This is a genomic window from Mucilaginibacter lappiensis, from assembly GCF_900155965.1.
GTDB lineage: Bacteria > Bacteroidota > Bacteroidia > Sphingobacteriales > Sphingobacteriaceae > Mucilaginibacter > Mucilaginibacter lappiensis.
In genome coordinates this window covers 294556-307446 of the sequence record NZ_FTMG01000004.1, presented here as the reverse complement: position 1 = coordinate 307446, position 12891 = coordinate 294556, and the positions used below count along the sequence as shown (strand labels likewise).

General features: G+C 40.8%; 12 protein-coding genes. 7 read left to right on the top strand and 5 right to left on the bottom strand.

Going from position 1 to position 12891, the window contains the following annotated elements:
• Positions 1-169 precede the first annotated feature (169 nt).
• Entirely contained in the window at positions 170-1831 is a 1662-nt protein-coding gene (locus tag BW976_RS10830; RefSeq protein ID WP_076373301.1) for a L,D-transpeptidase family protein, read from the bottom strand.
• A gap of 412 nt (positions 1832-2243) precedes the next feature.
• Between BW976_RS10830 and BW976_RS10825 the strand changes: the two genes are divergently transcribed.
• From BW976_RS10825 to BW976_RS10815, 3 genes are all read left to right on the top strand, one after another.
• Positions 2244-2888 carry a redoxin domain-containing protein gene (locus BW976_RS10825; protein WP_076373300.1) on the top strand — a complete coding sequence of 215 codons (645 nt, stop codon included), beginning with the start codon at positions 2244-2246 and terminating at the stop codon, positions 2886-2888.
• Between the two features lie 22 nt (positions 2889-2910).
• On the top strand, positions 2911-3528 hold the full coding sequence (locus tag BW976_RS10820) for a beta-class carbonic anhydrase (RefSeq protein WP_076373298.1): 618 nt from the start codon (positions 2911-2913) through the stop codon (positions 3526-3528).
• Positions 3529-3619: 91 nt separating this feature from the next.
• Positions 3620-5062 (top strand): phytoene desaturase family protein, encoded by a 1443-nt coding sequence (locus tag BW976_RS10815; RefSeq protein WP_076373296.1) that lies wholly within the window; start codon positions 3620-3622, stop codon positions 5060-5062.
• A 102-nt stretch (positions 5063-5164) separates the two neighbouring features.
• On the opposite strand, the gene BW976_RS10810 is transcribed toward BW976_RS10815, so the two are convergent.
• The 4 genes from BW976_RS10810 to BW976_RS10795 form a co-directional block, all read right to left on the bottom strand.
• Complete coding sequence (locus tag BW976_RS10810) at positions 5165-6715, bottom strand: alpha-N-arabinofuranosidase (RefSeq protein ID WP_076373294.1); 1551 nt, start codon at positions 6713-6715, stop codon at positions 5165-5167.
• A gap of 143 nt (positions 6716-6858) precedes the next feature.
• Positions 6859-7446, bottom strand: coding sequence for a TlpA family protein disulfide reductase (locus BW976_RS10805; protein WP_076373292.1), 588 nt, complete (start codon positions 7444-7446; stop codon positions 6859-6861).
• Positions 7447-7463: 17 nt separating this feature from the next.
• Positions 7464-7874, bottom strand: coding sequence for a DUF6691 family protein (locus tag BW976_RS10800; RefSeq protein WP_084192152.1), 411 nt, complete (start codon positions 7872-7874; stop codon positions 7464-7466).
• A 3-nt stretch (positions 7875-7877) separates the two neighbouring features.
• Positions 7878-8441 carry a YeeE/YedE family protein gene (locus BW976_RS10795; protein ID WP_076373290.1) on the bottom strand — a complete coding sequence of 188 codons (564 nt, stop codon included), beginning with the start codon at positions 8439-8441 and terminating at the stop codon, positions 7878-7880.
• 145 nt (positions 8442-8586) lie between these two features.
• Between BW976_RS10795 and BW976_RS10790 the strand changes: the two genes are divergently transcribed.
• The 4 genes from BW976_RS10790 (at position 8587) to BW976_RS10775 (ending at position 12834) form a co-directional block, all read left to right on the top strand.
• Complete coding sequence (locus BW976_RS10790) at positions 8587-9138, top strand: hypothetical protein (RefSeq protein ID WP_076373288.1); 552 nt, start codon at positions 8587-8589, stop codon at positions 9136-9138.
• 251 nt (positions 9139-9389) lie between these two features.
• Positions 9390-10325 (top strand): hypothetical protein, encoded by a 936-nt coding sequence (locus tag BW976_RS10785; RefSeq protein WP_076373286.1) that lies wholly within the window; start codon positions 9390-9392, stop codon positions 10323-10325.
• A 27-nt stretch (positions 10326-10352) separates the two neighbouring features.
• On the top strand, positions 10353-11906 hold the full coding sequence (locus BW976_RS10780; RefSeq protein ID WP_076373374.1) for a vanadium-dependent haloperoxidase: 1554 nt from the start codon (positions 10353-10355) through the stop codon (positions 11904-11906).
• 112 nt (positions 11907-12018) lie between these two features.
• The gene (locus BW976_RS10775; protein WP_076373284.1) at positions 12019-12834 is read left to right on the top strand and encodes a hypothetical protein; all 816 of its coding nucleotides are present in this window, start codon (positions 12019-12021) and stop codon (positions 12832-12834) included.
• Positions 12835-12891: the final 57 nt, after the last annotated feature.

Here is a 12891-nt window from a genome sequence, read left to right as displayed (position 1 = left end):
TTAAGAGGTGGACAATTAAATTCTAACTATTGCCTACAAACCCATGAAAAATATTTTGTTTTTTTAATTTGCCAGTATTATAAACCTTAAAATGGCTTAATAGCAAATTTTATTGTCAAAATGACAAATAAAAAGAATGCTTCATTCTATCTATGATCGGTTGTTATTTTTAATACCTGCCTTTTCCAGATATAATCATGGATGCCAGTTGCTCATCCCGGTTGTATATATCCTTACGGAAATTAAGTTTGTTATTACGATCTGTAAAAGCAGTAAAGTAGGCTATAAAAACGGGGGTTTTATGTTTAAGGGTTATTTGCTGTTCTTTACCCAGGTGCATAGCTTTACTGATCCTATCAGCCGTCCATGTCGTATCGTATTTTAATAAAAATGAAGCCAGTTTAGCGGGTTCACCAACACGGATGCAGCCATGACTGAATGCTCTTGACGATTCGCCAAATAGTGATTTGGATGGTGTATCATGTAAATAAATACTATAACTGTTAGGGAAAAGGAATTTAACCAGCCCCAGGGAGTTGGCTGGCCCGGGTTTTTGTTTGATCACAGGCAGTCCATTTTCTTTTCCGGTAATGATCATATTATGCTCGTTAACGTAGTTTGAGTTCTTTTTAATCTCGGGCAATACTTCATTTCGTATAATACTTTCGGGTAGGTTCCAGTATGGACTAAAAACGACATACTGCATCTCGCCATAGAATATTACCGTTTGATGAACTTTTTGACCCACAACTACATTACAACTCCATAATAAGCTATCAGCATGATAAACATGAAGTTTGAATTCAGGTATATTCACAGCCAGGTAATCGGTGTTTAAACTAACAGGAAGCCATCTGCAACGCTCCATATTGACGATGATCTGCCGCATCCGGGTTTTCAGAGGTATATTTAACTCGGCTATAGTACTTGCGCCGGCAACGCCATCGGCAGTAAGTCCATGTCGCATCTGAAATTGTTTAAAGGCATCTTTCAGATCATCATCATATACATTGTTTAAGGTATCACCTTTAAAATCCTCCAGTTTATAAAGTCGTTTTTTGATTAAGGATATTATTGCTGAGGAATCACCTGGTTTAAGTTTTTTACCAGGAATAATAGGCTGCCATTTATCTATCGTATCCAGATGGCGGTATTTGGCCAGAAAGCTTTTTAACAGATCGTATTGGCGATAAACGGGTTCGGATAAAACATTGCTTGATTTCCCCGTTTTTTTCAGTAAGCTATCCAAATAATCGTTATAGGATACCTTTTTACGTGGCAGATACCAGTTTACTGCCCGTGTAACTGAATCGCTCATACCTTGAAATGCCAGCTTCGAAAAAACAAAGTACTGCGCGGTAAGCATCAATTCGGTGGTAATATTTGTTTTGGCTTTGATCTTAGTTGCTTTGGGGTGGGCATCAAACACGAGTGAGTCTAATGATTTTGGGTAGGGGATGGCCTTATATATGCCTTCGTTTTGTAAATTGTTTAATCTGTCAACCAGGTTGCCAGCTTGTTCTATTAATATACTCTTGGCGTACCAGGCATAGGCAAATTTACGCTTGCTATAAAATAGGTTAATATCCTTTGCGTAGGCATCAAAAGCCGGATACTTTTTGAGGAAAATATTTATTTGTAAGCTGTCGAAAACTGCTTCAGTTTGATCGCTAAAACTTCCCGGGATAGTTTTATTCCATTCTTTAACAATCTTCTTTTTGATAGAATCGGCTTTTGATACCCGGTGTTTGGGATTTTGCTTACAACTAAACAGAATGGAAATACCAATGATTATCAGAAGAGTATATTGTTTTATCCGCCTGTTTAGCATAGTTTATTTTTTGCTTGAAAGATAAAAAACAAAAGACAAAAAAATAATTTATAAATATATACTAAATATATAGACATTGTAGTATATTTGAACTTCAGAACATTCAAAATCATGTCGGGCAGTAAATTTATATTAAATACATCTCTCTTTTTGCATCGTATCGATAGCAAAAAGGTCATGTGTTGCTGTTGTTGAATTATACCTTCTGTCGATCCCGTCTACTCTCCTATTTTACTGATCTCATTATTTAACATATATTTTATGAACGCTTATCTGGTAAATCAATTAAACAAGTCCGCAATCGTCCGGCTATTAACTGACTACCCTGTAATTTACGGATTGTGCAGTTGTTGATGCTGAGCTATCATCGTGACAATTAATTACAATTCGTTTAATCTTCATTCTATTTAAAATGTTAACTACAAATAATACCAAATATCCATTTTTTGATCTGTCAGAGATTGTTGCTGATGCTGATCTGCCGTTTAAGCCATACCAACCTTTAAAACCAGTTAAAGCCGGTAACTATGTGCCGGATCTTAAACTATATAGTAATTACAGTCGCTGGCAGCAGTTTTTTAACGGAGCCGAAGTACATGGCCCTGTTTCATTAAGACATCTTTTGAATAAGCCATTGGTAATTGCTTTTTACTCCCCACACTGGCGCGATCACGGTTTTACATTGCTTAAACAGCTTAACCATATCCATAATGAAATAAAAGCCAGCGGCGGAAACCTGCTGATCGTAAGCGATGAGCGTACTGAGGACCTGGAAAAGAAAGCTTGGGAGCACAGCTTCACCCTTAACTTTTATTATGACGAGGAAAAAGAACTAGCACAGGCATTCAGGATTTTTTCTGATGAAGACCCGGTTTGGAACAGATTTTCGGGCATTGATGTGAACGCGCCGCTTTTGGCTACTTACATTGTTGAACCTTCCAAACAGGTTGTTTATAGTCACATTGATTTTGACTTATTAGGAACATTTTCGGCCGATGATATTATTGCTTCGGTTTATGAATCAGCATTAATTAACCACAGCAGAAAATCTGCCTGATCATTTTAAAACAGCTAAAGCTATGTCAAACGTAATTGATCCATTGCAAAAAATCAGATCGAAAGTTCACCAACAAGTGCTTTCGGCTAATCAGGAATATGTCAAGCACTTTGGCGATAAAGGTGAGTTGACGATACCGCCCGCCCGACAGTTTGCCATTTTAACCTGTATGGATGCCCGGCTTGATCCGGCCCAGTATGCAGGTTTAGCTGAGGGTGATGCGCATGTGATCCGTAACGCCGGTGGCCGCGCTAGTGATGATGCCATTCGCTCGCTGGTGATATCGCACAAGCTGTTGGGAACTAAAGAGTGGTTCGTCATTCATCATACTGATTGCGGAATGGCTTTGTTTACTGATGATATTATTCGTGACCTGCTGGCCAAAAGTTTAAAAACGGCTACAGTTGATGAACATGGCTGGCGCAATACCGAAGAAAGTGGCGGATCAAACGAGGCTCGCCACATCTCTTTCCTGACCTTTAAAAACCTGGAAGCAAGCGTTACCGAAGATGTTCAACGTATCAGGCAGCATCCACTGGTAGCCAAAAACATTCCGATTTACGGTTACATTTATGATGTTCACTCCGGCAAGCTGATCGAGGTACCGGAAGCTACTCATGCCGGTGAGGTTTTGAATTGATCCGGAAAATACGGTTGGGTTTTTAAATTCATTAAGATAATAAAAGCTTTATTTAAATATCTTAGTGAGTTCTTAAACACCTACCGTATACATGAAGCCTGAAAAACGCGACTATGACGCCGTAATTGTTGGCTCTGGGCCTAATGGTCTGGCGGCAGCTATATTATTGCAGCAAAATGGTTTATCGGTATTATTGCTCGAGGGTAAAAAAGAGATAGGAGGAGGCCTGCGTTCGGCAGAACTCACATTACCTGGTTACATGCATGATATTTGTTCGGCTATACATCCTCTGGCAGCAGCTTCCCCATTTTTTGAGACACTGCCGCTTGACCAGCACGGACTTGAATATATTTATCCCGAAATAGCGGCCGCGCATCCATTTGATGATGGCACGGCCGTTATATTAACCAAATCAATCGAACAAACTGCCAATTTATTAGGCGAAGACGAACAAGCCTATCTTAAACTCATCAAACCTTTAGTAAAAAACTGGCCACTCATAGCTCCTGATGCATTAGGTCCACTGCATTTTCCAAAACATCCTTTGGCTATGGCCAAATTTGGCCTCGATGGTTTAACTTCAGCAACATTTTTAGAGAAACGTTTTAAAACACAGGCCGCAAAGGGCTTATTTGCCGGGATGGCAGCTCATTCTATTCAACCTTTAAGTAATATAGCAACTTCTGCCATTGGGTTAGTACTGATGGCACAGGGGCATTTAAAAGGCTGGCCAGTACCAAAAGGAGGATCAAAACAAATAGCCTCGGCTTTGGCTTCCTATTTTATTTCGATAGGGGGTAAAATAGAAACTGACCGTTACATTGAATCACTAAGTCAACTCCCATCCACCCACGCTGTACTGTTCGATATCACACCGAAACAACTCTTAAAAATAGCCGGGCACCGGTTTTCACCCCTGTATAAGTGGCAATTGGAACGCTATCGCTACGGGATGGGCGTATTTAAAATAGACTGGGCCCTAGATGCACCAATCCCATTTAAAGCAGACCAGGTTAAAAAGGCCGGAACCGTGCATATAGGTAATACCTTTGAAGAAATAGCAGAGAGCGAACAACGGATATGGAAAGGTGAACATCCAGAAAAACCATTTGTATTGCTAGCCCAGCAAAGTCAGTTTGATGCTTCACGTGCACCCAAGGGTAAACATACTGCCTGGGCCTACTGCCATGTGCCCAATGGATCCGAAAAAGATATGACAGCCATTATTGAACAACAGGTGGAACGCTTTGCACCTGGTTTTAGAGATACCATATTGGCCAAACATACTTTCAATACTACCCAGATGGAGCAATACAACCCCAATTATATTGGTGGTGATATCAACGGCGGAGTTATTGACATCAGGCAGTTGTTTACACGGCCAGCCCTGCGTTGGTCGCCTTATAAAACATCAGCTAAAGGGCTTTACATTTGTTCGTCCTCCACCCCACCTGGAGGTGGGGTACATGGTATGTGTGGTTATCATGCGGCAAAAAAAGCGCTAAGTGATATTTGGGGGATTAAAGTAAGATGATATCATAGCTACAAAAAAGTGCCATCCTGAGCGCAGCGAAGGATCTATTTACACACATGCATATCGAAGAATAGATCCTTCGCTGCGCTCAGGATGACAAGATTAATTCAACTCCAAAGTCACTATTGATTTGGCAGGTAACGTAACCACCAGTTTATCGCCATCTTTTTTAGCACCGGTAAAATTGCTCAGATGTATTTTGTTGGGATCGGCAAAAGTGTTGATATTGGTTACATTGGCCGAAGTTAAGACCTGGCCGCTTACTGCCGACCATTTGATATCCTGTAAAGCCGTTGTAATGGTTATTGGATGATGAATATCCAGGTTAACCAACGAAATATGTATCTTACCAGCAGCATCCTGCGAAGCAGAAGCATTCACAGCCGCTATTTTTTTTCCATCAACTTCGTAATCGGGCACGTCTAATTTGATAGGCAGATATTTCGCATCCTGGTGCACTTTATACATGTCAAATACATGATAGGTAGGGGTAAGCACTATTTTTTCTTTATCGGTTAAAATGAGCGATTGTAAAACGTTAATGGTTTGTGCTAATGCAGCCATTTTAACACGGTCGCTGTGATTATTAAAAATATTTAGGGTAGTGCCCGCAATCAGCGCATCGCGAAGACTGTTTTGCTGAAACAGGAAGCCTGGATTGGTACCGGGTTCAGGATCAGTCCAAACACCCCATTCGTCAACTATTAAAGCCACTTTTTTCTCAGGGTCGTATTTATCCATGATAGCCGAATGTTTGGTCACCAACTCCTCCATTTTCAAGCAATTTACCATCGTGTTAAAATATTCACTTTCGCTAAACGAAGTTGCAGATCCTTTTTTACCCCATTGACCAGTTGGGATGGTATAGTAATGCAGTGATAAGCCGTACATCATATACTGCGGTATATTTTTCATACATACTTCCGTCCAATTATAATCATCGGAATTTGGGCCGCTGGCAATCTTTTTAAGCCTTGCACCGGGATAATCCTTGGCAAAAGAAGCATAACGCTTAAATTGATCGGCATAAAACTCTGGCGTCATGTTGCCACCGCAACCCCAGCTTTCGTTGCCAACACCCCAGAAAGTAACTTTATACGGTTCTGGGTGACCATTTTTTGCCCTTTCCTGTACCACGGTACTGGTACTGTTGGAGTTCAGGTATTCGATCCATTTCGACATTTCTTCCACCGTCCCGCTACCCACATTACCCGCTACGTAAGGTTCGCATTTCAATAAACTGCAAAGTTCCAAAAATTCATGTGTGCCAAAGCTGTTATCCTCGGTTACGCCGCCCCAGTTGGTATTTACCATACGTGGGCGTTGTGCCTTTGGACCTATACCATCGCGCCAGTGATACTCATCGGCAAAGCAACCACCAGGCCAGCGCAGGTTTGGGATCTTTATCTTTTTCAAGGCTTCAACAACATCAAGCCTGATACGATCTTGCTTTTTTACCGGGAGACTCTTATCTACCCAAAAACCACCGTATATTCCATGACCAAGATGCTCAGCAAATTGTCCGTAAATATTTTTGTTAATAGTAGTGTTTGAATTGTTGCTAATGGTAATGGTTCCGGTTTGGCTAAAAGCAGTAGCTGAACCGAGACAAAATAACCAGGTAAATAAATGAGTAAGTGTTTTCTTTTTCATTGAATGAGGTTTTGATATTGGAATTGTAAAGAAAAGAAAAAAAATTAATAAGTGTTAAAATAACAACAATTAATTTAAAAAAAATCTATTTGAAAGAGTGATTTTATTTTGTGTAATTTAAACAATTAATGGAATTGTTTAAATTACTCCTTAGTCAGCTTATTGAAGTAATCTCTAAACCCGGTACTGTTATAATTCGCCGTGTTGGTATGCCTAAATACCAGTTCACCTTTTTTGTTAAATACTAGCGTAGTTGGGATGGTTCCGTCCATAATATCTTCCGGTATGTTACTAGCCAGTGTGTAAACCGGTAAAACATATTGATGCTTTTTCATGAATGCATTGGCTTTTTCATAGTTGTTATCTACATCAGCCATTATGACAACCGCGTTAGGATCATTTTTATACTGCTTATAGAAATCGTCAAGGGTAGGCATTTCCGCGATACAAGGTGGGCACCAAGTGGCCCAAAAGTTTACAAATATCACTTTGCCCCTTAAATCATCGGTATTTAAAGTTCTGCCGCTACTATCTCTGAAGGCTATATTAAACGGATCGGCTAATGCTTTTTTTGACACCTGGATAGGAATTTCGGGTTTAAAAAAGCCGATACCTATCAAACCTCTTATTAATAAACTTTTTGCTGTGGGATTAACCAGCATAATAACGATAACAGCCGCCGATAGTAGATAGATGATATTACCAACGGTTAGTTTTTTCTTCTCTACCATATCTGATCAACAGTAAATCAGTGCGGAAGTTTGTCCCGAAACAATCCATAAACCCAGGTGCCTGCTATAGCGCTGAATAAGGTGATTATAATTACCCAAAAACCACTGCCTATCTGGGCAAATAGCGGACCCGGACATGCACCGGTTATAGCCCAGCCCAAGCCAAATATCAATCCACCATAAACATTCCCCCAATGGAATTTCTTAACCTGGATAATGATCGCTTCTCCGGATATGGTTTTTAGCCGGAAACGCCTGATGAGCAAAACAGAGATAAGGCCCACTACAATGGCGCTGCCTATGATGCCGTACATATGGAACGATTGCAACCGGAACATTTCCTGTATCCTGAACCAGGATACTACTTCCGATTTAATCAGCACAATGCCAAAAAGCATCCCTATGATGGGGTATTTTATATTACGCATAGTTTAAAGGCTGATAAGATAAGGTAAAATAAACCAAGTCATGACAAAACCACCGGCCATGAAACAGCAGGTAGCCACTACAGAGGGCCATTGTAAGGTGGATATACCCATAATAGCATGTCCTGATGTACAACCGCCTGCATACCGAGTACCAAAGCCTACCATAAAACCTCCGATAACTATAAAAATAAACCCTCTTAAGCTTAGCAATTGACTAAAGCTGAATATATCATGCGGAAGCAGGCCGCTAAAATCTGTAATGCCTTGCTGTTTGAGCAGGGTAGTGGTATATGAATTGATTTTGACAGGGTGATTGCCCGATAAATATTGGGTGGCTATAAAACCACCCAGCACAATACCGGCAACAAAAAACAGGTTCCAGCTTTCCTTTTTCCAGTCGTACTTAAAAAAGGAAATATTTGCAGGTAAACAAGCTGCGCAGATATGCCTCAATGATGATGATATACCGAACGCTTTATTACCCACTAACAAAAAAGCAGGTACTACAAGGCCAATTAAAGGGCCGGCCACATACCAGGGCCATGGTTGTTTTAAAATATCCAACATGATACGTGATAGCTATATTATGGTAAAGATATTTATTGTGTGAGCAATACACTACTGGTTAAGGAATTATTGATTTTTTATTTGTTTTTATGAAGCGTATCAATATATTTACAATAGATTATACCCTATTAATTGTCTCTTTCTGGTGAAAAAGTTTATAGCCATACTCTTACTGAATGTGCATCTGTTCAATTTGGGCGGGTACAATTTGGTTTTTAAGTATTTAATTCACCGTTCAGAAGTTCAGATAGTTAAACAGATCTACGAAAATAAAGTAGATGCCACACAACTTGTCGAAATAAAGCTTCCTGTTCACTTACCAGGCATTCGTGACTGGAATGATTATGTGGTTGACCATGGCCAGTTGCAACTCAAAGGAGTTTATTATAATTATTTACGATATAAGGTAACCCGCGACACCATGTCGTTCATTTGCATAGCAAACAGTGTAAAAACCCGGCTGGTTACCGCCAATTTAATTATCGCTAAAGAATTTTGCGATGTACCTCTGAGTAAAAAGGGACACGAAGCGCCTGTTAAAAAAGTAACCTTCGGTAGCGAATATAGTTGTGAAATGATGCATTACCATTTTTTGGCGTTTTCAACTACGCTTAAAGCTAACATGAACCCTATATCTTACCATTTGAGTTCACCCTTCATCGAATCTCCGGGCAAGCCCCCAAACTTTTCTTGCTAATCACCAATCCTAAATGATGTTATTAAATGTCTTTGCATGCTTTATTTTAAAGCTGCAAGTGTATTTGATTATAGCCTAAACTGCTGTTTGGGTTGTATTTGGAATATATATGGGTCACTTGTAAGCACAATTTATGGATTGATTGTCTTTTGTATTGCTGATTGGTTATAAAAACCGGTTATCAATACCCGTTCGCCGGGTTATAGCCCGGTTACAGATTGATTTATTAGCCTCACCCTAATTAATTATATATGATAGAAAATTTATCAAAACTTTTCTGCAGATGCTGTTTAGTTATAGCTTTTTGCCTTGTTTTATTGCCTTTTGCCAGGGCACAAACAGATGCTGATGCATTGATGATTCCCAAGAATTATTTTTGTGCTGCGGGTATATATACCCACAGTAGCTGGGATCATTACTGGGAAGGCACTTTTAAACGCGACAATCTTAACCTGGGCACGGTAAGCTCCAATGTATACAGCCTGGGCGGTAACTATGGCTTGTCCAACCGTATTAACCTATTATTCATGGTACCCTATGTAACCACCAATGCTACCGCCGGTACGTTAAGGGGCGAACATAATTTTCAGGACCTAAGCGCTTCTATCAAATGGATGGCTTTAAAAGAAGAAATTGGAAGAGGTCTGTTCAGCTTACATGCTATCTTATCCGGATCGATACCATTAAGTAATTACGAAGCCGATTATTTACCACTATCTATTGGTCTTCATAGTAAAAATGTAGCCCTGCGTGCTTTGTTGAATTACCAGACCGGTAGATTCTTTGTTGCCGGGGCCGGTCAGTACATCCGCCGGAGCAATATTACTATCGACAGAAATTCTTATTACACTACCGAACTGCATTATACCAATGAGGTGGAAATGCCGAATATGACCAACTTTTTTGTGAGCTCGGGTTACAGAAGCTTAAAATTTAATGCTGAAGCTGTATTAACCAAAGTAACTACACTCGGCGGTTTTGACATTCGTAAAAACGATATGCCTTTCCCCAGCAATAAAATGAATTCGACACTGGCCGGAGTAATATTAAAATATAGCCTCCAATCTATTAGCGGTCTGGAATTTACCGCCGGCGGTAATTATGTTTTAAGTGGCCGTAATGTGGGGCAAACCCGGACCTTTTATGGTGGAGTTTATTACGTTTTTAGTACTAAGAAGGAGAAATAAGCAGGTTAATACTTAACGATGATCAATATGAAAAAAATATTACGCTATATAGCCCCAATTCTATTTTCAGGTGCTGTTGTTTTAAGCTCCTGCAAAAAGGATATTACAGATCGTACAACATTGTACCCTGCGCTGGCGCCAACCAATATCGACTTGAATGCCGATACCTGGAAACCGTTACTGGTAACTGATTTTAGCACTCTGAGCGTAGCTGCTCCCGACGCGATAACTTCGCCAGCCTATGTTGCTGATATTAACGAGATCAAAGCATTGCAGCGCAGTTTAACTGATGATCAGAAAGCGACTATCAAATACTGGAGCGCAGGCTCGGTTTTGCGATGGAACGAGATATTACGTGATCTGGTAGCTAAGCACAATGTAGCTCCGTATCAAAACCCGGATGGTACTTATCCTGCGCCAAACTCAGCTAATCCGTTCAATTATCCGGAGTTTCCGTTCTCTAACCCGCCGTATGCAGCAAGGGCTTATGCTTATGTTAGTGCAAGTCAGTACGATGCCTTGATTGCGGCCTGGCATTTTAAGAACTTGTATAAGCGCACAGCTCCCTATAAAAATGATACCGGAGTAAAACCATTGGTACCCACTTCGGATCTGCCATCGTACCCGAGCGAGGATGCAGTTGTAGCCGGAACCACCGTGGAGATCATGAAATTATTATTCCCTACAGAAATAGCATATATACAGCAAAAATCTGATGAAGAAAAACAATACCGCATCATGGCTGGTGCTAATACCCGTGGTGAGCTTAATGCCGGCGAAGCATTAGGCAAACAGGTGGCCGCCATATTTGCTAACCGTGCCCGTAACGACCGTGCTGGTAAAGCGATCGGCACACCGGCTATCTGGAAAGGATTTGAAACAGCAACAACTGCCAAAGGCGAACAATTTTGGATAAGCCTGGAAACACCAAAACGGCCACCGATGTTACCCTTGTTTTCAAAGGTTTTACCGTTTTTGTTTGATACACTTACGGTGGTTGCTTTAAGACCAGGCCCTCCTTACTTAACCAACTCACCTGAGTTTAAGAAAGAAACCGAAGAAGTATTGGCCTTTAGTAATGATCATTCCCGCGATCATGAAACACAGGTTGCTTTTTGGGCCGATGGAATTGGTACTTATACACCTCCAGGTCACTGGAACGCTATAGCTGCCGATGAATTTGTAAAACAGAATTTTAGTGAGGTACGCTGGGCCCGAAACTTAGCATTACTGAATATGGCCGAAATGGATGCCGCCATCGTATGCTGGGACACCAAATATTTCTATTTTAACCAACGACCGTCGCAGGCTAACCCTAATATTAAAACGCTGACAGGGGTGCCGAATTTCCCGGCGTATACTTCGGGGCACTCCAATTTTAGCGCAGCGGCAGCGGCGGTATTAACCTATTTGCTGCCTGATAGGGGTACCAAGTTTACCGATCTGGCTCATGACGCAGCCATGTCCCGGTTATATGGCGCCATACATTACCGCAGCGATTGCGAGGTTGGTTTGCAAACAGGAGCTAAAGTGGGTCAATATGCTGTACTAAGAGGAAAAGCAGATGGAGCAGATAAATAGAACCTTAGGACCTTTAGACTATGAGATTTTTGGATAAAGGATTAAACAAAATGATCTATACAATTTCTTTTGTCCCAAAATCTTATAGTCCCAAAATCTTTAATCAAAATAAATGTTACGTTTTACAACTGATCAGAAAATTTATTTCACGTTAAGGCTGGCCTGCGCTATGTGTTTTATTGGGCATGGTGCGTTTGGCATTATCACCAAACAAATATGGTGTAACTATTTCGCGGTGATGGGTATAGGACATGATGACGCCTATCGTTTAATGCCGGTTGTAGGTTCCATAGACATTTTGCTGGGTATATCCGTATTGGTTTACCCTACACGTGCTGTAGCTGGCTGGCTGGTCATATGGGGTATCATTACCGCATCGTTCCGCCCATTATCTGGCGAACCTTTTGCCGAGTTTATTGAACGTGCCGGTAATTTTGGCGCCCCGCTGATGCTTTTGATCGTGCAGGGTGGAATCAGGATACCCGTAAAGCAATGGTTTGCCCGCATGAATGACCAGGTAGTAATTGAACCATCATTATTAAAAACGGTGATAAACAGCTTAAGGGTAATCTCATTTTTACTGTTATTGGGTCACGGCTGGCTAAACCTGATACAAAAAGCCGGACTATTGAAACAGTATCAATCCCTTGGTTTTCATGACCCGGCTAAAACCGCGCTTATTGTTGGCGTTTTTGAAGTATTGGCTGCCTTGTCCATATTGATTCGTCCGTTTAAAAATTTATTGCTCGTATTTATCATCTGGAAAATAGCAAGCGAACTATTTTATCCTCATTACGAAATATTTGAATGGATAGAACGTGGTGGCAGTTATGGCGTGTTGCTGGCTTTATGGTTCGCACTAAAAAAGGCGCCGTCGGGGTTTATCGTGTTCCCCTGGAAAAACACCAAAGATTTGAGATTTAGTTGATTAATAAAAATCCTGTAGGAGAGCAGGTGAAAGCCAGGCCTGAGAAACCTGGCTTTA

Bases quoted from the DNA above. Each gene is read 5' to 3' on its own strand.
- BW976_RS10810 (WP_076373294.1), bottom strand. From the start codon at position 6,715: ATGAAAAAGAAAACACTTACTCATTTATTTACCTGGTTATTTTGTCTC.
- BW976_RS10785 (WP_076373286.1), top strand. From the start codon at position 9,390: ATGATAGAAAATTTATCAAAACTTTTCTGCAGATGCTGTTTAGTTATA.
- BW976_RS10780 (WP_076373374.1), top strand. From the start codon at position 10,353: ATGAAAAAAATATTACGCTATATAGCCCCAATTCTATTTTCAGGTGCT.
- BW976_RS10775 (WP_076373284.1), top strand. From the start codon at position 12,019: ATGTTACGTTTTACAACTGATCAGAAAATTTATTTCACGTTAAGGCTG.
- BW976_RS10805 (WP_076373292.1), bottom strand. From the start codon at position 7,446: ATGGTAGAGAAGAAAAAACTAACCGTTGGTAATATCATCTATCTACTA.
- BW976_RS10820 (WP_076373298.1), top strand. From the start codon at position 2,911: ATGTCAAACGTAATTGATCCATTGCAAAAAATCAGATCGAAAGTTCAC.
- BW976_RS10795 (WP_076373290.1), bottom strand. From the start codon at position 8,441: ATGTTGGATATTTTAAAACAACCATGGCCCTGGTATGTGGCCGGCCCT.
- BW976_RS10800 (WP_084192152.1), bottom strand. From the start codon at position 7,874: ATGCGTAATATAAAATACCCCATCATAGGGATGCTTTTTGGCATTGTG.
- BW976_RS10815 (WP_076373296.1), top strand. From the start codon at position 3,620: ATGAAGCCTGAAAAACGCGACTATGACGCCGTAATTGTTGGCTCTGGG.
- BW976_RS10825 (WP_076373300.1), top strand. From the start codon at position 2,244: ATGTTAACTACAAATAATACCAAATATCCATTTTTTGATCTGTCAGAG.
- BW976_RS10830 (WP_076373301.1), bottom strand. From the start codon at position 1,831: ATGCTAAACAGGCGGATAAAACAATATACTCTTCTGATAATCATTGGT.